Source organism: Rhizobium phaseoli, assembly GCF_010668805.1.
GTDB classification, from domain to species: Bacteria; Pseudomonadota; Alphaproteobacteria; order Rhizobiales; family Rhizobiaceae; genus Rhizobium; species Rhizobium phaseoli_A.
Genome location: NZ_WUFT01000006.1, coordinates 179,734 through 199,485, shown reverse-complemented (window position 1 = coordinate 199,485; position 19,752 = coordinate 179,734). Strand labels below are relative to the sequence as shown.

Sequence of the window (19,752 nt, the reverse complement as noted above, 5' to 3'; positions counted from 1 at the left end):
GACTCAATCATCGCTGGTCGCCGCACAATAATGAACTTTATGATACAGTTTTATGACAGCCGGAAACGCTGTGCAAGCTTACTTGCAAACCTCGGCCTTGCGGTCTAGCAGCTCCAGCTTGGCGAGCTTGCCGGTCAGGACGAAATCGCCGTAATCCATCGTCAGGTCGCGGGTGATACCGTTCTCGTAGAGCTTGAAGGACATGCGATAGACCGGCAAAGCATCGGATTTCGCATTCTCGTTGAAATAGGCAATGGTCACTGGCCAGAAGGCGGTCTTGGAGAAGGCGCCGGCATTGCCGGCGTCGGCCTCCTCGGCAACAGGGGTCTCCTGCTTGCCGACGATCGTCGTCGTCACCAGCGACTTGTCGCCGTCATCCGAGCCGTCGAAGACGCGGGCCTCGAAGAAGCGCTTGCCGTCCTTGGCGTTCTGAATCACATCGAGCATATGTTCGGTGGGAAAGCGGCTTTCGGCGAGCTGCAGCTCGCGGCTCGACGGCTGCTTGAGATCGACCTTGACGCCATCCGACTGATCCTGAGCCGCACCGTTGACCTCCTTGTCGAGCTGTTCGTCGGTGAAGGATTTGGTGTCGAAGGTAAACTGGCCGTCCTTGAGATTCTCGAAGGTCTTGGTCTGCTGGTCGCTGACGCGGACACTGTCGCCGGTGTCGATCTGCGTCACGAAGCGGAAGTTGGTGGTGAAGCCCTGGCAATAGCTGCCGTCGAACTCATAAACCATGCGACCATACATGCCGGCGATGCCGGAGCGGTCCGAGGCGTCCTTCAGTTCCAGATCGTAGACGGCGCGATGTGCGACGAGGCCGGTCGCGATCGCAGCGCTTACCGCAGGCGCAGCCGCCCATGCATTGGCGGAAACGCTGGCGAGAAGCAGAGCGACAAGACTCGATCGGAACATTCATTAACTCCTGTTGGACTCGGTCGCGATGTTATAAGAACGCATTCGTTCAAATCGAGGCTCGAACCTGTCATATTAAAGATTCTAGTCTTGATGCATAATTTTTGAAGAATTGACAACAAAAGCGGAGACGAAAATGTCCGATGAAATTGCAAAGCGCCTGACTGAGATGGGGATAACCCTGCCCGAAGCCGCAGCACCTGCTGCAAATTACGTTCCCTATGTCATCAGCGGCAATCTTCTCTACATCTCCGGTCAGCTGCCGCTCGAAGGCGGCAAGATCGCCGTTTCGGGCCATCTCGGCAAGACCGTCGACGTTGCCGCGGGCCAGCGTGGCGCCGAACTCTGTGCCATCAACATCCTTGCCCAGGCGACGGCGGCACTTGGCGGTGATCTCAGCCGCATCCGGCGGGTCATCAAGCTGAACGGCTTCGTCGCCTCGGCGCCCGACTTCGTCGAGCAGCATCTCGTCATCAATGGTGCTTCTAACCTGATTGCCGGCGTGCTCGGCGAGGCCGGCAAACATGCGCGTGCCGCCGTCGGCATGGCCGCCCTGCCGCTCAATGCCGCTGTCGAGATCGATGCTATCATGGAAATCGCAGAATGACCAATGCTGCCTGGATCAGGGACCTGCCGGTCGCTCATCGCGGCTATCACGATCTCAACAAACTCGTTTGGGAAAATACGCTTTCGGCCTTCTTGCGCGCCGTCGAAGCGGGCTTTGCGATCGAATGTGATCTGCATTACGCCTCCGATGGTGTGCCGGTCGTCTTTCATGACGAGGACCTGCAGCGGCTCTGCAATCTCAGCGGCGACATCCGCGAGCGCACCTCCAGGGAACTCGGACTGATCGCCGTCGGCGGCACAGCCGATAAGGTGCCGACGCTGCGCCAGTTGCTCGATCTCGTCCAAGGCAAGGTGCCGCTGGTGCTGGAGCTTAAGGGCCGCGAGGCCGACGATGAGGGTTTCGCCGAAGCCGTCCTCGAAGTGCTTCAGGACTATGAGGGCAAGGTGGCGCTGATGAGCTTCGACCACTGGCTGCTGCGCGATCTGAAGACGCTTGACGCAGCCTACCCGCTTGGGCTGACGGCCAATGGCAACACGCCGGAGGAATTCGAGGCGCATGCGAAGGCGATGGAGATCGGTCTCGACTTCATCTCATACCATTATGACGATCTGCCGAATGCGTTCATTACCGGCGAACGGAAAAAGGGGATTCCTGTCATCACCTGGACGGTGCGTGACGACGAGGCGCGCCGGCGTACATCCGCAAACGCTGATCAGATGACCTTCGAAGGCTTCGACCCGCGTGTGGCGGTTTGACGCTCGCTTTTTGGCCAAGATCATGCGCAGATTGAGACAGAGCCGAGACTATTTTCCCACAGGCTTCGTATCTGCCCATGACCGATGAACTATCCATTCGCGTAGAACACTCCTTCACCGCGATTTCCCCGGAAAGCTGGTCCAGGCTTTCCGGGGCGTCGAAGACTTGCCCGACGCTTGCCTATAACCCCTTCGTCTCGCACGCCTTTTTGTCCTCGCTGGAAGAGTCCGGTTCGGCCAGCGCCGAGACCGGTTGGCTCGGCCATCACCTGCTGCTCGAGACTGATGGCGGCGAACTGATCGGCGCCCTGCCCGGCTACCTGAAGAACCACAGCCAGGGGGAATATGTCTTCGATCATGGCTGGGCCGATGCCTTCGAGCGGGCCGGCGGACGGTATTATCCCAAACTTCAATGCTCGATCCCGTTCACCCCGGCGACGGGGCCGCGTCTGCTTGTCGCCGAGGGACTGCAGCGGCTGCCGATCCAGAGCGCGATCGCCGAAAGCCTGAAGGAGGTCGTGCGCCGGCTCGGTGTCTCCTCGGCCCATATCACCTTCGTACCGGATGAGGAGATCGGCGTCTTCGAGATGGACGGCTATCTGCACCGCACCGACCAGCAGTTCCATTTCATCAATGAGGGCTACGCCAATCACGAGGAGTTTCTCGAAACGCTGGCGTCGCGCAAACGCAAGGCGTTGCGCAAGGAGCGCCGCGCTGCCCTCGAAAACGGCATCAGCATCGACTGGCTGACCGGCGGCGATCTGACGGAAGGCATCTGGGACCAGTTCTTCAAATTCTATATGGATACCGGTGGCCGCAAATGGGGCCGGCCCTACCTCACCCGCCAATTCTATTCGCTGATCGGCGAGCGCATGGCCGACGACATCCTGCTGGTCATGGCCAGACGCAACGGGCGCTATATCGCCGGCGCGATCAACTTCATCGGCGGCGATACGCTCTACGGCCGTCACTGGGGCTGCATCGAGGAGCATCCCTTCCTGCATTTCGAGGTCTGCTATCACCAGGCGATCGACTTCGCGCTTTCGAAAGGGCTGAAACGGGTCGAGGCCGGAGCGCAGGGCGAACACAAGCTCGCCCGCGGTTACCTGCCGGTGACGACGCATTCGGCCCACTATGTCGCCCATGCCGGGCTTCGCCGGGCGATCGGCGATTATCTCGCCCGCGAGCGCGCCGATGTCGAACAGATGAGCGAATTGCTGAGTGAGCACAGCCCATTCCGCAAGGGCGAGCGCCAGCAGGAGGATTGACGTCGCCCTGCCGGCCGCGTTACCCGATCACGGCATGTCGCCCGGAAGTATGCAGCGGTTCCGGGATAACGACATGCAAAACAAAAAGCTTGAGGACATGAGGAGATTTCGCGATGACCAATCCGGCCGCTTATGACGACAACAATATATTCGCCAAGATCCTGCGCGGCGAAATCCCCTCGCACCGTGTCTACGAGGACCAGTATACGATCGCTTTCATGGATGTGATGCCGCAGGCGCCGGGCCATGTGCTTGTCGTGCCGAAGGCGGCGTCGCGCAATCTTCTCGATGCCGATCCCGCCACCCTCACCCATGCGATTACCGTCGTCCAGAAGGTCGCCAAAGCGGTCAATGAGGTCTTCGATGCCGACGGCGTGTTCATCGCCCAGTTCAATGAACCGGCGGCCGGGCAAACGGTGTTTCATCTGCATTTCCACATCATCCCGCGCCACGAGGGCGCCGCACTCAAGCCGCATTCCGGCAAGATGGAGAATGGCGCCGTGCTGGCCGCCCATGCCGAAAAGATCAGGGCGGCACTGGCCTGACATCGCCCCTGCCGACGCGAGGCAGAGGCAATGGAAAGAGCATAAACCGAAAAAGGCCGCGGATGACGCGGCCTTTTCCAATTCAATGACGAAAGCTCACTTCTTGCGTGGGACCTTCGGAACCGCACTGCCCTTCTTGGGCGCGTCGCGGACCTCAGGCTCGGCCTGCGGGACCGCCTTGGCGCGGGTCTTGGGGGCGGCCTTCGTCTTCAGCTCGCCATCACCGTGGTCGTCGGCTTCGGGATGGGTGACTTCAGCCTCCGGCTTCGGCTTGATCGGCGCCGTCTCCGGTATGGCTTCCAGCACGATGCCCGGCTTGCCGTCCTCCTTCGGGCCGACGGTGACGTTGACGACGCCGCCCTTCTTCAGCTTGCCGAAGAGGATCTCATTGGCCAGCGGCTTCTTGATGGTGTCCTGGATGACGCGGGCAAGCGGGCGGGCGCCCATCTTCTCGTCGTAACCCTTTTCCGAAAGCCAGGCGATCGCATCCTCATGCAGGTCGAAGGTGACGTTCCTTTCGGAAAGCTGGGCCTCCAGCTGCATGATGAACTTCTGTACGACCTTGTGGATCACAGCCGTCGGCAGCGCCGCGAAAGGAATGATCGCGTCGAGACGGTTGCGGAACTCCGGCGTGAACAGGCGGGTCAGCGCCTCCTCGTCTTCGCCGGTGCGCTTGGACGAGCCGAATCCGATCGCGGCCTTGGCCATTTCCGAGGCGCCCGCATTCGTCGTCATGATCAGGATGACGTTGCGGAAGTCGATCTTCTTGCCGTTATGGTCGGTCAGCGTGCCGTGGTCCATGACCTGCAGCAGGATATTGTAGATGTCGGGATGCGCTTTCTCGATTTCGTCGAGCAGAACCACGCAATGCGGGTGCTGGTCGACGCCATCGGTCAAGAGACCGCCCTGGTCGAAGCCGACATAGCCGGGAGGCGCTCCAAGCAGGCGCGACACCGTGTGCCGCTCCATATATTCCGACATGTCGAAGCGCAGAAGCTCGACTCCGAGCGACGATGCCAGCTGCTTTGCCACCTCGGTCTTGCCGACGCCGGTCGGACCGGAGAAGACATAAGCACCGATCGGCTTGTTCGGCTCACGAAGGCCAGCGCGGGCGAGCTTGATCGAGGTCGAAAGGGCTTCGATCGCGATATCCTGGCCGTAGACGACCGAGCGCAGTTCCTTTTCGAGATTGGCAAGCACCGCCTCGTCGTCCTTGGAGACGGTCTTCGGCGGAATGCGCGCCATCGTCGCGACCGTCACCTCGATCTCCTTTTCGGTGATCAGCTTGCGGCGCTTCGACGGCGGCAGCAGCATTTGGGCCGCACCGGTTTCGTCGATGACGTCGATTGCCTTGTCCGGCAGTTTGCGGTCGGAGATATAGCGGGCCGACAGTTCGACGGCCGACTTGATGGCATCGTTCGAATAGCGCAGGTGGTGATATTCTTCGAAATAGGGCTTCAGGCCCTTCATGATCTCGATCGCATCCTCGATCGACGGCTCACTGACGTCGATTTTCTGGAATCTGCGAACCAGCGCCCGGTCCTTCTCGAAGAACTGGCGATATTCCTTGTAGGTGGTCGAGCCAATGCAACGGATCGCGCCCGACGATAGAGCCGGCTTCAGAAGGTTCGATGCATCCATGGCGCCGCCCGAGGTGGCGCCGGCGCCGATCACCGTGTGAATCTCATCGATGAAGAGCACGGCACCCGGATATTCTTCCAGTTCCTTGACGACCTGCTTCAGGCGCTCCTCGAAATCGCCGCGGTAACGGGTGCCTGCAAGCAGCGTGCCCATGTCGAGCGAAAAGATCGTCGCATCGGCCAGCGCTTCGGGAACCTTGCCTTCGACGATGCGCTTGGCAAGGCCTTCGGCGATCGCCGTCTTGCCGACGCCGGGATCACCGACGTAAAGCGGATTGTTTTTCGAACGGCGGCACAGGATCTGGATGGTGCGGCTGACCTCGGCGTGACGGCCGATCAGCGGGTCGATCTTGCCGCCCTTGGCCTTCTCGTTGAGATTGACGCAATAGGCCTTGAGCGCATCCTGCTGCTTCTTTGGGCCGCCCTCTTCCTCGCCGCCGCGGGCCGTCGGCTTGCTGCTTTCGGCTTCGTCCTCGGCGCCGCGCGGGGGGCGAGCTTCCGAAGCACCCGGGCGCTTGCCGATGCCGTGCGAGATATAGTTGACGGCATCGTAACGGGTCATCTCCTGCTCCTGCAGGAAATAGGCGGCATGGCTTTCGCGCTCGGCGAAGATCGCAACGAGCACATTGGCGCCGGTCACCTCTTCGCGGCCGGACGATTGCACATGGATGACGGCACGCTGGATGACCCGCTGGAAGCCGGAGGTCGGCTTCGAATCCTCGTCATAACCAGTGATCAGATTGGAAAGTTCATTATCGACATATTCGACGAGCGTCTTGCGCAGCGCGTCGAGATCGACATTGCAGGCTCCCATGACCGCGGCAGCATCGGCATCGTCGATCAGGGCGAGCAGCAGATGCTCGAGCGTCGCATATTCGTGGTGCCGCTCATTGGCAAAGGTCAGTGCCTGATGGAGCGCCTTCTCTAAGCTAGGCGAAAATGTTGGCACGTTCAGATCCTCACTTCTTTTCCATGACGCATTGCAGCGGATGCTGGTGCTGCCGGGCGAAGTCCATCACCTGGCTGACCTTCGTTTCCGCTACCTCGTATGTGAATATTCCGCATTCGCCGACGCCGTGGTTATGGACATGGAGCATAATGCGGGTGGCACTTTCACGATCCTTTTGAAAAAAACGCTCCAGAATGTGGATGACGAATTCCATGGGAGTGTAGTCATCATTCAAAAGCAGTACGCGGTAGAGATTGGGCTTCTTGGTCTTCGGCTTGGTGCGTGTGATGACCGAGGTTCGATTTCCGTTCTCCCCGTTCCTTTCGCCGTCATTCTGCATCCGGATCGGCTTTGCGATCATTGTCATTCATTCCTCAAGCAATCCGGCCTCAAGCAATCCGGCGGAGCATGGGAGGGTGCTTTTCCCGCCGAATATCTGAAACACTAACTTAGTTCATAATAGGCCGATTTTAAGCCCCCTGTCAGTCACTGCAATCAAGAAATGGCCGGCATGCACGGGAAAGACCAAAAAAGTCCCCGGCCGATCCCATGGAGGCGTTGCGGCGAAAGTGGAAACAAAAAGACCGGCTACAGATGCGTAGCCGGTCCCCATTTTTCAATATGTAGCGCAGGTTGCGCCTGCAGAATCAGTTCATGCGGCTGCAGGCGTCGAAATCGGCGCCGGCTTGGTGGCCTTGGCGACGGCAGCGGCGATCGGCGCTTCATAAGGCTTGTAGGCGGATTTGGCCAGATCGGCATACATCTCGCTGAGCTTCGTGGTCTCGGAGACGAAGCCTTCGAAATATGCCTTGACGTAGTTGCTCTGCAGTTCGAAAGCGGCCTCGAAGCTCTTGACGCCAGCCAGGGTTTCGAAATGCGTCACCGCGTCCTGAAAGGATTTCTTCGAATAGTCCGTGGCCTCGGCGGCAATCGCCTGGAAGCCCCTGGTCGTGTCGGAATAGGTTTTCAGCGCCGTATCGACGGCTTCCTTGCTCTTCCTGTTTGCATCGTCAAAGTTGAACATGACCGTCCTCCGTTGGGCTGTGGGATTGCGGCAGGGTAGCTGCGACGCACAAATAGTCAAGTAGTCTTGTGCGCTGCAGCACTCCTATGGGTTGTATGGCAATAATAAAACAAAGGATGCGCGCCGGGGCACGTACGTCTTTAACGGATTTTGCTAATATATATCAGATCACCGCAACCGGAAGCTTTAAAATTAATTTTGGCTCTGCAGCCAAAAGACAAAAAGGACCGAACGGATCGCGCCGTTCGGTCCTTTGAAAGCATTCGAACGCGATCAGAGATCGACGTCGAGGATCGCCATCGAAAAGTTGTAGGAGCGATCGCCGTCCTCGTCATCGATATAGACGAGGCCCAGAAATTCTTCGCCGAGATAGACCTCCGCAGAATCATCCTTGCGCGGACGCGCCTTGACGACGACCTGCGGGTTGAGCGTGCGTTTGAAATAGGCGTCGAGCTTCTTGATTTCTTCAGGCTTCACTCTGTCATCTCCGTAAACGGTCTTGATTGGCCGCTTCTTGCACAGGAAAAGCAGCGGTGTAAAGGCAAGGTTGCCACATGGCAATTTCTGTCCCCGCCCGGTTTCCGCCGATTTTTCCCGATCCTTTTCTCCGGCAGCCGCTCAGATATCGGCGCCGATCACCTGGTCCATATTGCGCGACGGCTCGGAACAACCGGCTTCGCCGACGACCTTGGCCGGCACGCCGGCGACCGTCTTTTTGGGCGGAACTGCCTTCAACACGACGGAGCCGGCGGCAACGCGCGAGCAGAAGCCGATCTCGATATTGCCGAGGATCTTTGCGCCAGCGCCGATCATCACGCCGCTGCCGATCTTCGGATGGCGGTCGGCGCCTTCTTTGCCGGTGCCGCCGAGCGTGACGCCATGCAGGATCGAGACGTTGTCGCCGATAACCGCAGTCTCGCCGACGACGAGGCCGGTGGCGTGATCGAGGAAAATCCCCTTGCCGATACGAGCGGCCGGATTGATGTCGGTCTGGAAGACGCTGGAGGAGCGGCTCTGCAGATAGAGCGCGAAATCACGACGGCCGCGGTTCAGCAGCCAATGCGCGAGACGGTGTGTCTGCAGCGCGTGGAAGCCCTTGAAATAGAGCACTGCTTCCATGAAGCGGAGGCAAGCGGGATCGCGGTCGTAGATGGCCTGGATATCGACACGCAGAATGGTGCTCCACTCCGGCCAGTCGAGGAGCATTTCCTCGAAGGTCTGGCGAAGCAGGGTCGCCTGTATGTCGGGATGATCGAGACGTTCGCAGATGCGGTGGATGACACATTCCTCGAGCGAACGATGGTTGATCACCGTCGCGTAGAGGAAGGCGGCAAGAACCGGGTCCCGTTCGGCGGCGAGCCGGGCTTCCTCGCGCAGGCTATCCCAGATGGGATCCATCACCTTCAACGGTTGGCCTGTCTCAAAAGCACGAATGTCTGTCTTTGCGACCATCGCCGCTCTCCTCGTTGCCAGCCGGAATGCCGTTTTCGGAATGCCAATATATAGGGGAAAACGCCAATAACATAAATGGGTGCCGTCGCTATGGTTTTTTAGCATGGTTTTTCGGCATCACGATGATGTCAGCGCCGATGTCACCCTCTGGCGACCCTCGCGTAGAAAGCCAGCACCGCCTGCTTGAAAACCCTGTCGCCGACGGCGAGCATATGATCGCGGCCCGGAATGTCGAGCGCCTCGGCATTCGGCACCAGCGCCGCCAATTCCTGCGGCGAGCCGGCGATATCATCCTTTGTTCCGACGCCGATCAGCGTCGGCATGTCGAGCTTCGCCATATCCGAGCGGGCGACGAGATCGCGCGAGCCGCGGATGCAATCGGCGAGAGCGACGCGGTCACTTTTCGTCTGGTCGGCGAAGGCGCGGAACATGCGGCCGCGGGCATGCGTCACGTCTTCCAGCGAGGGCGCCAGCAGTGCGTCGGCGATCGGGTCCCAGTCGCCGACGCCGTCGGTCATGCCGATGCCGAGGCCACCGAGCACCAGCGAACGGACGCGATGCGGATTGGCAAGGGCGGCAAAGACGGAAATGCGCGCGCCCATCGAATAGCCCATGACATTGGTTTGCGGAATGCCGAGATGGTCCAGCAGCGCCATCGCATCGCCGGCCATCACCCAAGGGCGATAGGCTTCGGAATCATGCGGTTTGTCGCTTGCGCCGTGGCCGCGATTGTCGATGGCGATCACCCGGTAGCCGGCATCGCCAAGCGTCTTCAGCCAGCCCGGATGCACCCAGTTGACGTTTGCCGTCGAAGCAAAACCGTGGATCAACAGAACGGGCACGCCGGCCGGATCGCCCTCATCAAAGTAGGCGAGTTGCAATCCGTCATGAGTGAAGCTTGAAAATACGGGCGTATTCAGGTTCATCAGGTCTTCCTTTTGACGCGACCATAGTCGAGCGATCTTTCATCGTGAAGCCAAAAACTGTGGCCAAAAAACTGCGCCTAAAAACGGTACCCACCGCGGCGCTTTGGCTCTACACATTTGCGGCGAAGGCTTATAAGGTCCGCGCACATTTCAAAGCATTCGGAGAGCGACATGGCCGGCCACAACATTCCCCACTTCCAGAACGACGGCGGTCACCGGGTTATCGAAGTCGGCGTCAAGGAATTCATGTGCACCGGCGCTTCGGCCCCATTCGACCATCCGCATATCTTCATCGACATGGGTGACGACAACGAGAAGGTCTGTTCCTACTGCTCGACCCTCTATCGCTTCAATTCGGCGCTGAAGCCCAGCCAGACCAATCCGGCCGGCTGCGTTTTCCACGTGAAGGCGGCCTAACCGCCGAGACGGATCGGACGGATAATGCCGGTCGAACATGCCGCCATCATCGGCGCCGGGATATCAGGGTTGACCACTGCGCTTTCGCTTTCGCGCCGGGGCATCAGCTCCGACATCTTCGAGCAGGCAGGCGAACTTGCCGACATCGGCGCCGGATTGCAGGTTTCGCCGAACGCCTCCTGCATCCTTGCCGAACTCGGTATCCTTGAAGGGCTGTCAAAGGCCTGGCTCGAGCCTGAGGCAATCCGGCTGATATCCGGCAGTTCGCTGCGCCAGCTCGCAGCGGTGCCAGCAGGCAAATTCGCACGGCAACGCTGGGGCGCTCCCTATGGTGTCCTGCATCGCAGCACATTGCAGAAAGCGCTTCTGGCCGCGGTCGAGGCCGATCCGCTCTGCCGGCTTCACCTCGGTGTCCGGATGGAGGCGACGCTGCCGCCTTTCGAGCGCGACGCCGATGTCGTCATCGGCGCTGACGGCGTCTGGTCGAAGCTCCGGCAATCCGTTCCGGGCAGCCCCTCGCCGCGCTTTTCCGGCAATATCGCCTACCGCTTTACCATTGCCGAGGCTGCGGCGCCCGGTTTCCTCGACCGGACAAGCGTTTCGGCGGTTCTTGGCGGTTCGGCGCATCTCGTCTGTTACCCCTTGAGGGAGACCGGCAGCTTCAACATGGTGGCGATCACCGCCGGCAATAGCGCACCGCAGGCCTGGCAAAACGAACCGACGGCCGAGCAGCGCGCAGAACTCAGGAAACGCTTTTCCGGCTGGAACCCAGCGATCGTCTCACTCTTCGAAGGACACCGGAAGCTGACTTTCTGGCCGCTGTTCGAAACCATATCAGGCGCGTGGCAGGACGGCCGCAAGACGGTTCTGATCGGCGACGCCGCGCATGCGATGATGCCCTTTGCCGCACAGGGAGCGGCGATGGCGATCGAAGACGCCTACGAACTTGCCGCATTTCTCTCCAACCGTCCGGTGGCAGAGGCCCTATTGCTCTTCGAAAGACATCGAGCGCCACGCATTGCGAAGCTTCGCCAGCGCGGCGCCTTCAATCGGTTCGCCTATCATGCGAAAGGGCCGATCCGGATCGGCCGCGATCTCGTGCTCGGCCTCAAGCCGCCGCAAAGCCTGGCAGCGGATCTCGACTGGATCTACGGCTATCGCGCTCTGCGCCTACCATAAAGCGCAGCAAGCCGGGGTATAGCGCGGGGGCGCCCCGTATCGCTCAGACGGCACTTGCCGCCGCAAAGCCCCGTTCGATATCGGCCTTGAGGTCAACCACATCCTCGATGCCGATCTGCAGCCGGATGACCGCACCGTCGGTCGGAGCCTTGGCGACCGTGCGGTCGTTGAGATAGGCGTGCAAAGCGAGGCTCTCATAGCCGCCCCAGGAATAGCCGAGACCGAAAATCCTCAGCGCATCGAGGAAGGCATGCGCTTTTGCTCTAGATTTCTCGGGACCATCAGCGGCAAGCACGAAGGAAAAGATGCCGCTGGCGCCCTTGAAATCGCGCTTCCAGAGATGGTGAGAGGGAAAACTCGGCAGGGCCGGATGCAGCACGCGGGCGACATCCTCCCTACCCTCCAGCCATTCTGCAATATCAAGCGCGCTTTCATAGTGCCGCTCGAGGCGCAGGCCCATGGTACGTAATCCACGCAGAATCTGGTAGGCGTCATCGGGTGCGCCGCAGATGCCGAGCACACCGTTTGCTTCCTTCAGCCGCTCCCAGTGTTCTGCATTGGCCGACACCGTTCCGAGCAGGATATCGGAATGGCCGGACGGATATTTCGTCGATGCATGGATCGAGATGTCGACGCCATGATCGAGCGGCCGGAAATAGAGCGGCGTCGCCCAGGTATTGTCCATCATGACGACGGCGCCGTGGCGGTGCGCAACCGCCGAGATCGCCGGAATATCCTGCATCTCAAAGGTGTTGGAGCCGGGAGCTTCGGTGTGAACGAGCTTGGTGTTCGGCCGGAACAGGCCCTCGATGCCGGCGCCGATCGCCGGATCGTAATATTCGACCTCGACGCCAAGACGCTTCAACATCGTGTCGCAGAAATGGCGCGTCGGGCCATAGACCGAATCGACGACGAGCGCATGATCGCCGGCAGCGACGAAACCCAGGAACGGAATGGTGACGGCCGCAAGACCCGAGGGGACGAGGATCGTGCCGGCCGAGCCTTCGAGTGCGTCGATCGCTTCGCAGAGCGCGTCCGTCGTCGGGGTGCCGCGCGTTCCGTAGGTATATTTCTGCGCGCGCGCCTCCATCGTCCGCGCATTCGGGAACAACACTGTCGAGGCATGTACGACCGGCGGATTGACGAAGCCGTGATAGTCGAAGGGGTCGTTGCCGATATGGGTCAGGCGGGTGTTGATGCCGGCATTCTGCAGCAAGCTGTCTTTGTCTTTCATTTCGGAAATAGCCTTTGGCGAGGGGCACGAAACCAGACTTTTGGACGCCCCGCCGTGTCCGGTCAACCCCTTGTCGACCGGTTGCGGGCGCCCTCGGGAATGATGGATTTTCCGAATTTCGCGTTATTTTTCCGCAATCGGACGCCTATTTCATAGTCAACCGCCCTCGAATGCGGCGCAATCCGCCAAAATTCCGAATTTTGCCGCAATTATTGATGGCGACACTTGACCGTGGTGACATTTGCGACTGTGATAGGGCACTCGCGCCGGGAGGGTGTCGAGACAATGGGGGCGGCAGGTTTTTCCGCCGGAACTCCCCCACAAGAAAATATAAGACAACGGAAAAGGTTGGGAAAAATGAAGAACAAGCTTCTGTCCGCCGCTCTCGGCGCAGCAGTTTTCGCTCTTGGCGCCTCGGCTGCCTCGGCCACGACACTCACCGATGTAAAGGCTAAGGGTTTCGTTCAGTGTGGTGTCAATACCGGCCTTACCGGCTTTGCCGCACCTGACGCTTCCGGCAATTGGGCTGGCTTCGACGTCGACTTCTGCAAGGCCGTCGCTTCGGCCGTCTTCGGCGATCCCACCAAGGTCAAGTACACGCCGACAAATGCGAAGGAGCGCTTCACGGCTCTGCAGTCCGGCGAAATCGACGTTCTCTCGCGCAATACGACCTGGACGATCAATCGCGACACAGCGCTCGGCTTCAATTTCCGTCCTGTCACCTATTATGACGGTCAGGGCTTCATGGTACGTAAGAGCCTGAACGTGAAGTCGGCGCTGGAACTTTCCGGCGCCGCAATCTGCGTGCAGTCTGGCACGACCACAGAACTGAACCTCGCAGATTACTTCAAGACGAACAATCTGCAGTACAATCCGGTCGTCTTCGAAAATCTGCCTGAGGTCAACGCGGCTTACGACTCCGGTCGTTGCGACGTTTACACGACCGACCAATCCGGTCTCTATTCATTGCGTCTGACGCTGAAGAATCCCGACGAACATGTCATTCTTCCTGAGATCATCTCGAAGGAGCCGCTTGGCCCGGCCGTCCGTCAAGGTGACGATCAGTGGTTCGATATCGTTTCCTGGACGGCTTATGCGCTGATCAATGCCGAAGAGTTCGGCATCACCCAGGCAAATGTCGACGAGATGAAGAACTCGCCGAACCCTGACATCAAGCGCTTCCTTGGCAGCGAGGCCGATACCAAGATCGGCACCGATCTCGGCCTGACCAATGAATGGGCCTACAACGTCATCAAGGGCGTCGGCAACTATAGCGAAATCTTCGAGCGCAACATCGGCCAGGGTAGCCCGCTCAAGATCGCACGCGGTTTGAATGCTCTCTGGAACAAGGGCGGCATCCAGTACGCACCGCCGGTTCGTTAATCGAACTCTGGCATAAAATCCGGGATGGCGGCCAAGCCGCCCTCCCATCTTCCAAAAAGCAAAAAGAAAGCCCGAAAACGGGCACAAGGGGATTGGCGCGGCATGACGCATGGGGCTGTGGATACGACACCTTTGCATGGCACCGGCTGGACTTTCCGGTCGGCAATGTACGACCCGAAATACCGGAGCATATTTTTCCAGGTTCTAACAATCGTTGTCCTCGTGGCGTTTGTGTGGTGGGTGGCCCACAACACGGCGGTGAACCTTGCCCGCAGCAATACGGCATCGGGCTTCGGCTTTCTTCGCGGTCGCGCCGGTTTCGAAATCGGCCAGTCACTGATCGGCTTTTCGAGCGACTCGACCTATGCGCGCGCACTTGTCGTCGGCATTCTGAATACTTTGCTGGTGGCGGTGACCGGCATATTCACCGCGACGATCATAGGCTTCCTGATCGGGATCGGCCGGCTGTCGCACAACTGGCTGATTGCCAAGCTCTGCACGGTCTATGTCGAAATCTTCCGCAACATTCCGCCGCTGCTCGTCATCTTTTTTTGGTATCTCGGCGTTCTCTCCGTCTTGCCACAACCGCGCGAGTCGGTGGGTCTGCCGTTCAGCATGTTCCTCAACAACAGAGGACTAGCCTTCCCGAAGCCGATCTTCGAGACTGGCATGATTGCGGTCGGGATCGCCCTGGTGATCGGGATTGTTGTCGCCATCGTAATGGCGCGCTGGGCTCATAAGCGGCAGGCGGCAACCGGCCAGCCGTTCCACACGGTATGGGTGTCGATCGCGCTGATCGTCGGCTTGCCATTGCTGGTCTTCGTTGTCTCAGGTTTTCCGCTAAGCTTCGACTTTCCCGTCGCTGGAAAGTTCAACTTGACGGGCGGCTCCGTCGTCGGCCCCGAATTCATGTCGCTGTTTCTCGCTCTGTCCTTTTATACCGCCTCGTTCATTGCCGAGATCGTTCGCGGCGGCATTCGCGGCGTTCCAAAGGGGCAATCCGAGGCAGCCGGCGCGCTGGGGCTGCATCCATCGAGCGTGACGAGGCTTGTCGTGGTGCCGCAGGCGCTGCGCATCATCATCCCGCCGCTGACCAGCCAGTATTTGAACCTGACCAAAAACTCCTCACTCGCCATCGCGATCGGCTTTTCGGATCTCGTTGCCGTCGGCGGCACGATCCTCAACCAGAGCGGTCAAGCGATCGAGATCGTTTGCATATGGGGTATCGTCTATCTCAGTTTGAGCATTCTCACGTCGCTGTTCATGAATTGGTTCAATGCCAAGATGGCACTGGTGGAGAGATAAAATGTCGATCACCGATAAACCCTTCGTCAGAACGTCAATCCTGGCCGCCGAGCCGCCTCCGCGCGGAGAAAGGGGGGCCGGCGCCTGGATACGCCGTAATCTCCTTGCTACCCCGAAGGATGTAATCCTGACGATCCTGGCTCTTGCTTTGATCGCATGGGCCGTACCGCATCTCGTCAACTGGCTGTTTATCCAGGCCGTATGGTTCGGGCCGGACCGCACATTCTGCGCGACGACGGTCCAGGGCGGGATCCAGCCTGATGGCTGGAGTGGCGCGTGCTGGGCCTTCGTCAGCGCCAAATACGATCAGTTCATCTTCGGCCGCTATCCGCTCAGTGAGCGTTGGAGGCCGGCGATCGTCGGGATCCTCTTCATTCTGCTGCTGGTTCCGATGCTTATCCCGTCGGCACCGCGCAAGGGGTTGAACGCCATTCTTCTGTTCGCCGCCCTGCCGATCATCGCCTTCTGGCTTCTTCACGGCGGATACGGCCTCGAAGTGGTGGAGACACCGCTCTGGGGCGGGTTGATGGTGACGCTCGTCCTGTCCTTTGTCGGCATTGCCGTTTCCTTCCCCTGCGGCATTCTGCTGGCGCTGGGACGCCGCTCGAAGATGCCCGTCATCCGCATGCTCTGCGTGACCTTCATCGAGGTCATTCGAGGCGTTCCGCTGATCACCGTTCTGTTCATGGCAAGCGTGATGCTGCCGCTTTTCCTTCCCACAGGGTGGAACGTGGACAAACTCCTGCGGGCGCTGATCGGTGTTTCAATTTTCACGTCGGCCTATATGGCGGAAGTCATCCGCGGCGGCCTTCAGGCGATCCCCAAGGGACAGTTCGAGGGCGCAGATTCGCTTGGCCTCGGCTATTGGCAGAAGACCCGGCTGATCATCATGCCGCAGGCCATCAAGCTGGTGATCCCGAGCATCGTGAACACCTTCATCGGAACGTTCAAAGACACATCGCTGGTCACCATTATCGGCATGTTCGATCTGCTCGGTATCGTCAAGCAGAACTTCTCCGATGCCAACTGGGCAAGCGCCGTCACGCCGATCACGGGTCTGATCTTCGCGGGCTTCATCTTCTGGCTGTTCTGCTTCGGCATGTCGCGCTATTCAGGCTTCATGGAACGCCATCTCGATACCGGCCACAAACGATAAGAATGAGGGAAAATAGTCATGGCTGAAGCTCCAGCGAAAAAGCTCACCGTTTCCGCAACGGAAGTGGCGGTCGATATCGTCAATATGAACAAGTGGTACGGCGATTTCCACGTGCTGCGCGACATCAACCTCAAGGTCATGCGAGGCGAGCGCATCGTCATCGCCGGCCCGTCAGGTTCCGGCAAGTCGACGATGATCCGCTGCATCAACCGCCTGGAAGAGCATCAGAAGGGCCGCATTGTCGTCGACGGCACGGAACTCACCAACGACCTGAAAAAGATCGATGAGGTCCGGCGCGAAGTCGGTATGGTGTTCCAGCACTTCAACCTCTTCCCGCACCTGACGATCCTCGAAAACTGCACTTTGGCGCCGATCTGGGTGCGCAAAATGCCGAAGAAGCAGGCGGAAGAGGTCGCCATGCACTTCCTGAAGCGGGTCAAGATCCCCGAGCAGGCCAACAAGTATCCGGGACAGCTTTCCGGCGGCCAGCAGCAGCGCGTGGCGATCGCCAGGTCGCTATGCATGAACCCGAAGATCATGCTGTTCGACGAGCCGACCTCGGCGCTCGATCCCGAGATGATCAAGGAAGTGCTCGACACCATGGTGGGGCTTGCCGAGGAAGGCATGACCATGCTCTGCGTCACCCATGAAATGGGCTTTGCCCGCCAGGTCGCCAACCGCGTCATCTTCATGGACCAGGGCCAGATCGTCGAACAGAATTCGCCAGCCGAGTTCTTCGACAATCCGCAGCACGAACGCACCAAACTGTTCCTCAGCCAGATCCTGCATTAGGCCTGGGAGCTGAAACCTTTCAAAGACCCGCCTCGCCTTTCGGTTCGGCGGGTCTTTGGCGTTCAGCGCGAGGCTGTCGCCTGCAGCAGGCTGCAGAGACCGGCAAGACCGGAATCAGCGACGCCTGAAGCCGAAATATCCGCGCACCGGACCAGCATCTTGCGCTGTTCATTGACCGGCCGCGCCCGGAAGGCCTCCAGAGTGCGGGCCTGCGATGCACTGAGGGTCTCCCCAGTTGCGGACCTGTTGCTGCCGCCTGCCCTGCCGATGGCTAGATCGGCATCGACGCCGCTGCCGCGTCTGACCGAGGCGGTGGCGTCGGTATCAAGCCCGTCGGAACCGCCGATGCGTGCATTGAGACCGGCATTGACGCCGCGCCCGCCGCCGAACCTGGCATTGGCGGTCGCGTCGAGGCCATTGCCGCCGCCGACCCCGGCATTGACATCAGCATCAACACCCCGGCCGCCGCCGACACTGGCGGCCGCATCGGCATTGACGCCGCTCGAACCGCCGACGGAAGCATCGGCATCGGCGCTGATGCCGCCTCCGCCAAGTGATGCCCCGACATCGGCGCTGGCGGCCCTGCCTGCATTCACCGATACGCCGACATCGATAGCATGTGCATCGCTTGCCGGCATGGCAAGCAGGGCGCAGGTGGATGCAAGCACTGCCAAGGATAGTCTATTGTGGTTATGGGTCATGTCTTCCTCCGTTTCCATTCGCCGAGCGATCTGCCCGGCAGCCGAAAATCGAGGAACGCGCGTGCCTTCGATCGTCTGGACGCCTGCAACCTGCAAGACGTCCATGGCAAGGCAACGTGAAGGGGTGACGAATGTTTCACTCCGCCGCACGGCAAGTCGGCTCAGTGGCAGAGAATGATCTTTCACGGTTATCGAAATGCGAATCAGCAAACTGACTGTGCCAAAAGCGAACAGGTCATGCAGCGACGGGAGCGCCGCCTGCGTCTATGCTTGACGCTTGCATCAGGAACCTTCCGTGCCGCCAAGCAACGCTCGATACTCGATGCGATCACGATGCATTTGAGCCATTTGCAACATTTTCGAAAAGATCGCTGCGCCTTGCCTTGGAATTTGACTTTCCACCACCGATTGAGACGACCAAAAATAACTTCCCCTCCGTCTGGATATATCAGGCAGGAATTCCATGTTCCAACATGGTCTCATCCAATGAAACTCGAGGTTCAAGAATGGGTGTCTTCGACAAGATCAAACATGCAATCTTCGGAGAAGCGAAAGCAGCCGAACCCGTTGCAGCCGGGGCGCCAAAGACGCAGCCAGCCCAGGCTCCTGTCTCGCCGTCGGCAGCGCCCAGTCCCGCACCTGCCGCCTCTCCCGCTCAGAGCAAGCCGGCTTCAACCACAGCCTCCGCCACAGCCACAGTCGATATCGTCCCTATCCTCGACGCGGCCGTGAAGAAGAGCGGCCAGAAACTCGATTGGCGCCACTCGATCGTCGACTTGATGAAAGCCGTCGGGATGGATGCGAGCATGGCCGAGCGCAAGGAACTTGCCACCGAGCTCGGTTATACCGGCGACGGCGGTGATTCCGCAAAAATGAATATGTGGCTGCACAAGGCGCTGATGAAGCGGCTATCGGAAAATGGCGGCAAAGTACCGGCCGATCTCCTGGATTGATCCCCGCTCGATCAACGACCGATAGCTGCCGCCGGTTTGCGGTGGCGGCTATCCGTCCGCCGACGCTCCCCGACTGATGCTCACCTGTTCTTGGAGCATTGGCAAACCAGGTCAATCGCCGATGAGTCCCGAGGCCATGCGTCCTCTTGCCCGCAGGCATTGGAACCAATAACGTTCCTCTCGATTACTTCGATAATCAATCAGGGGAGAATGAAATCCAATGAGATTGATGGCAGTCGTTGGCGTTGCGCTTAGCTTGGGCTTTATTTCTGCCGCGGAGTCTCCTTCAAACTATCAATCCTACAGCGGCATTCGCGTCGATACCGACCCGGTCCTCCTGGCTCGCTACGACAAAGCGCTTCGGTGGTGCGCGCCGGAGGCAGGCTCGTGGCGGCGCGGCTCGCCGGATCCGCAAAGCCTGCTTTACAACGCGGCGCTCAGAAACTGCCTCTCCAGACGCGGATTCGTCGACCGAGGCGTCTACGCCTACCCCATTCCCCATGTATACTTCGAGCATTTCTTGGATCGTTAAGAAGAGCCAATCCGCGATAGAAATTCGAAGGTATATACCCTACCGTATTGCGGGGGCT

The 19,752-nt window shown here is 59.5% G+C and carries 21 protein-coding genes; 12 read left to right on the top strand and 9 right to left on the bottom strand.

The genetic code is table 11. The features are described from left to right. Window positions 1–78: 78 nt before the first annotated feature. Window positions 79–915, bottom strand: coding sequence for a cell envelope integrity EipB family protein (locus tag GR197_RS11495; RefSeq protein ID WP_164009441.1), 837 nt, complete (start codon window positions 913–915; stop codon window positions 79–81). 136 nt (window positions 916–1,051) lie between these two features. On the opposite strand from GR197_RS11495, the gene GR197_RS11490 reads away from it, so the two are divergent. The 4 genes from GR197_RS11490 to GR197_RS11475 all read left to right on the top strand — a co-directional run bounded on the left by GR197_RS11490 (window position 1,052) and on the right by GR197_RS11475 (window position 4,051). Then, on the top strand, window positions 1,052–1,522 hold the full coding sequence (locus GR197_RS11490) for a RidA family protein (RefSeq protein ID WP_164009440.1): 471 nt from the start codon (window positions 1,052–1,054) through the stop codon (window positions 1,520–1,522). Then, on the top strand, window positions 1,519–2,238 hold the full coding sequence (locus tag GR197_RS11485; protein WP_164009438.1) for a glycerophosphodiester phosphodiesterase: 720 nt from the start codon (window positions 1,519–1,521) through the stop codon (window positions 2,236–2,238). The genes GR197_RS11490 and GR197_RS11485 overlap by 4 nt, the downstream gene beginning before the upstream one ends. A 77-nt stretch (window positions 2,239–2,315) precedes the next feature. After that, complete coding sequence (locus GR197_RS11480; protein ID WP_164009435.1) at window positions 2,316–3,506, top strand: GNAT family N-acetyltransferase; 1,191 nt, start codon at window positions 2,316–2,318, stop codon at window positions 3,504–3,506. Window positions 3,507–3,619: 113 nt separating this feature from the next. Further along, on the top strand, window positions 3,620–4,051 hold the full coding sequence (locus GR197_RS11475; RefSeq protein WP_164009433.1) for an HIT family protein: 432 nt from the start codon (window positions 3,620–3,622) through the stop codon (window positions 4,049–4,051). 96 nt (window positions 4,052–4,147) lie between these two features. Here the strand turns inward: GR197_RS11475 and clpA are convergent, their stop codons facing one another. The 6 genes from clpA to GR197_RS11445 form a co-directional block, all read right to left on the bottom strand. Then, entirely contained in the window at window positions 4,148–6,640 is a 2,493-nt protein-coding gene (gene clpA / locus GR197_RS11470; protein WP_164009431.1) for an ATP-dependent Clp protease ATP-binding subunit ClpA, read from the bottom strand. Between the two features lie 10 nt (window positions 6,641–6,650). Next, the gene (clpS, locus tag GR197_RS11465; protein ID WP_007628652.1) at window positions 6,651–7,001 is read right to left on the bottom strand and encodes an ATP-dependent Clp protease adapter ClpS; all 351 of its coding nucleotides are present in this window, start codon (window positions 6,999–7,001) and stop codon (window positions 6,651–6,653) included. A gap of 291 nt (window positions 7,002–7,292) precedes the next feature. Further along, entirely contained in the window at window positions 7,293–7,664 is a 372-nt protein-coding gene (locus GR197_RS11460) for a phasin family protein (protein ID WP_164009429.1), read from the bottom strand. Between the two features lie 273 nt (window positions 7,665–7,937). Then, window positions 7,938–8,141, bottom strand: a complete 204-nt coding sequence (locus GR197_RS11455) for a DUF3126 family protein (RefSeq protein WP_164009427.1) — start codon at window positions 8,139–8,141, stop codon at window positions 7,938–7,940. A 141-nt stretch (window positions 8,142–8,282) separates the two neighbouring features. Continuing rightward, window positions 8,283–9,116, bottom strand: coding sequence for a serine O-acetyltransferase (gene cysE, locus GR197_RS11450; RefSeq protein WP_164009425.1), 834 nt, complete (start codon window positions 9,114–9,116; stop codon window positions 8,283–8,285). A gap of 140 nt (window positions 9,117–9,256) precedes the next feature. Then, window positions 9,257–10,042 carry an alpha/beta fold hydrolase gene (locus GR197_RS11445; RefSeq protein ID WP_164009423.1) on the bottom strand — a complete coding sequence of 262 codons (786 nt, stop codon included), beginning with the start codon at window positions 10,040–10,042 and terminating at the stop codon, window positions 9,257–9,259. Window positions 10,043–10,213: 171 nt separating this feature from the next. On the opposite strand from GR197_RS11445, the gene GR197_RS11440 reads away from it, so the two are divergent. Together GR197_RS11440 and GR197_RS11435 are read left to right on the top strand one after the other, a co-directional pair. Next, window positions 10,214–10,459, top strand: a complete 246-nt coding sequence (locus GR197_RS11440) for a zinc-finger domain-containing protein (protein WP_003539274.1) — start codon at window positions 10,214–10,216, stop codon at window positions 10,457–10,459. A gap of 24 nt (window positions 10,460–10,483) precedes the next feature. Beyond that, on the top strand, window positions 10,484–11,638 hold the full coding sequence (locus GR197_RS11435) for an FAD-dependent monooxygenase (protein ID WP_164009421.1): 1,155 nt from the start codon (window positions 10,484–10,486) through the stop codon (window positions 11,636–11,638). 43 nt (window positions 11,639–11,681) lie between these two features. Here GR197_RS11435 and GR197_RS11430 read toward each other — a convergent pair whose 3' ends face one another. Next, entirely contained in the window at window positions 11,682–12,872 is a 1,191-nt protein-coding gene (locus GR197_RS11430; protein ID WP_164009420.1) for a cystathionine beta-lyase, read from the bottom strand. Window positions 12,873–13,229: 357 nt separating this feature from the next. Here GR197_RS11430 and GR197_RS11425 point away from each other — a divergent pair, with 357 nt between their 5' ends. From GR197_RS11425 to GR197_RS11410, 4 genes are all read left to right on the top strand, one after another. Further along, complete coding sequence (locus GR197_RS11425) at window positions 13,230–14,255, top strand: amino acid ABC transporter substrate-binding protein (protein WP_164009419.1); 1,026 nt, start codon at window positions 13,230–13,232, stop codon at window positions 14,253–14,255. 102 nt (window positions 14,256–14,357) lie between these two features. Beyond that, window positions 14,358–15,560 carry an amino acid ABC transporter permease gene (locus GR197_RS11420; RefSeq protein ID WP_164009418.1) on the top strand — a complete coding sequence of 401 codons (1,203 nt, stop codon included), beginning with the start codon at window positions 14,358–14,360 and terminating at the stop codon, window positions 15,558–15,560. A gap of 1 nt (window position 15,561) precedes the next feature. Further along, window positions 15,562–16,716 carry an amino acid ABC transporter permease gene (locus GR197_RS11415; protein WP_164009417.1) on the top strand — a complete coding sequence of 385 codons (1,155 nt, stop codon included), beginning with the start codon at window positions 15,562–15,564 and terminating at the stop codon, window positions 16,714–16,716. An 18-nt stretch (window positions 16,717–16,734) separates the two neighbouring features. Continuing rightward, window positions 16,735–17,508: an amino acid ABC transporter ATP-binding protein gene (locus GR197_RS11410; protein ID WP_164009416.1), complete on the top strand. Its 774-nt coding sequence runs from the start codon at window positions 16,735–16,737 to the stop codon at window positions 17,506–17,508. A 62-nt stretch (window positions 17,509–17,570) separates the two neighbouring features. On the opposite strand, the gene GR197_RS11405 is transcribed toward GR197_RS11410, so the two are convergent. Continuing rightward, window positions 17,571–18,209 carry a hypothetical protein gene (locus tag GR197_RS11405; protein ID WP_164009414.1) on the bottom strand — a complete coding sequence of 213 codons (639 nt, stop codon included), beginning with the start codon at window positions 18,207–18,209 and terminating at the stop codon, window positions 17,571–17,573. Between the two features lie 506 nt (window positions 18,210–18,715). On the opposite strand from GR197_RS11405, the gene GR197_RS11400 reads away from it, so the two are divergent. After that, the gene (locus tag GR197_RS11400) at window positions 18,716–19,162 is read left to right on the top strand and encodes a DUF3597 domain-containing protein (protein WP_164009412.1); all 447 of its coding nucleotides are present in this window, start codon (window positions 18,716–18,718) and stop codon (window positions 19,160–19,162) included. Window positions 19,163–19,382: 220 nt separating this feature from the next. Continuing rightward, the gene (locus tag GR197_RS11395) at window positions 19,383–19,694 is read left to right on the top strand and encodes a hypothetical protein (protein WP_164009411.1); all 312 of its coding nucleotides are present in this window, start codon (window positions 19,383–19,385) and stop codon (window positions 19,692–19,694) included. The last annotated feature ends 58 nt before the right edge of the window (window positions 19,695–19,752 follow it).

Excerpts from the sequence above, each read along its gene's own strand:
- GR197_RS11495 (WP_164009441.1), bottom strand. The coding sequence starts at position 915 with ATGTTCCGATCGAGTCTTGTCGCTCTGCTTCTCGCCAGCGTTTCCGCC.
- GR197_RS11490 (WP_164009440.1), top strand. The coding sequence starts at position 1,052 with ATGTCCGATGAAATTGCAAAGCGCCTGACTGAGATGGGGATAACCCTG.
- GR197_RS11485 (WP_164009438.1), top strand. The coding sequence starts at position 1,519 with ATGACCAATGCTGCCTGGATCAGGGACCTGCCGGTCGCTCATCGCGGC.
- GR197_RS11480 (WP_164009435.1), top strand. The coding sequence starts at position 2,316 with ATGACCGATGAACTATCCATTCGCGTAGAACACTCCTTCACCGCGATT.
- GR197_RS11475 (WP_164009433.1), top strand. The coding sequence starts at position 3,620 with ATGACCAATCCGGCCGCTTATGACGACAACAATATATTCGCCAAGATC.
- clpS (WP_007628652.1), bottom strand. The coding sequence starts at position 7,001 with ATGATCGCAAAGCCGATCCGGATGCAGAATGACGGCGAAAGGAACGGG.
- GR197_RS11460 (WP_164009429.1), bottom strand. The coding sequence starts at position 7,664 with ATGTTCAACTTTGACGATGCAAACAGGAAGAGCAAGGAAGCCGTCGAT.
- cysE (WP_164009425.1), bottom strand. The coding sequence starts at position 9,116 with ATGGTCGCAAAGACAGACATTCGTGCTTTTGAGACAGGCCAACCGTTG.
- GR197_RS11445 (WP_164009423.1), bottom strand. The coding sequence starts at position 10,042 with ATGAACCTGAATACGCCCGTATTTTCAAGCTTCACTCATGACGGATTG.
- GR197_RS11440 (WP_003539274.1), top strand. The coding sequence starts at position 10,214 with ATGGCCGGCCACAACATTCCCCACTTCCAGAACGACGGCGGTCACCGG.
- GR197_RS11435 (WP_164009421.1), top strand. The coding sequence starts at position 10,484 with ATGCCGGTCGAACATGCCGCCATCATCGGCGCCGGGATATCAGGGTTG.
- GR197_RS11430 (WP_164009420.1), bottom strand. The coding sequence starts at position 12,872 with ATGAAAGACAAAGACAGCTTGCTGCAGAATGCCGGCATCAACACCCGC.
- GR197_RS11425 (WP_164009419.1), top strand. The coding sequence starts at position 13,230 with ATGAAGAACAAGCTTCTGTCCGCCGCTCTCGGCGCAGCAGTTTTCGCT.
- GR197_RS11420 (WP_164009418.1), top strand. The coding sequence starts at position 14,358 with ATGACGCATGGGGCTGTGGATACGACACCTTTGCATGGCACCGGCTGG.
- GR197_RS11415 (WP_164009417.1), top strand. The coding sequence starts at position 15,562 with ATGTCGATCACCGATAAACCCTTCGTCAGAACGTCAATCCTGGCCGCC.
- GR197_RS11410 (WP_164009416.1), top strand. The coding sequence starts at position 16,735 with ATGGCTGAAGCTCCAGCGAAAAAGCTCACCGTTTCCGCAACGGAAGTG.
- GR197_RS11405 (WP_164009414.1), bottom strand. The coding sequence starts at position 18,209 with ATGACCCATAACCACAATAGACTATCCTTGGCAGTGCTTGCATCCACC.
- GR197_RS11400 (WP_164009412.1), top strand. The coding sequence starts at position 18,716 with ATGGGTGTCTTCGACAAGATCAAACATGCAATCTTCGGAGAAGCGAAA.
- GR197_RS11395 (WP_164009411.1), top strand. The coding sequence starts at position 19,383 with ATGAGATTGATGGCAGTCGTTGGCGTTGCGCTTAGCTTGGGCTTTATT.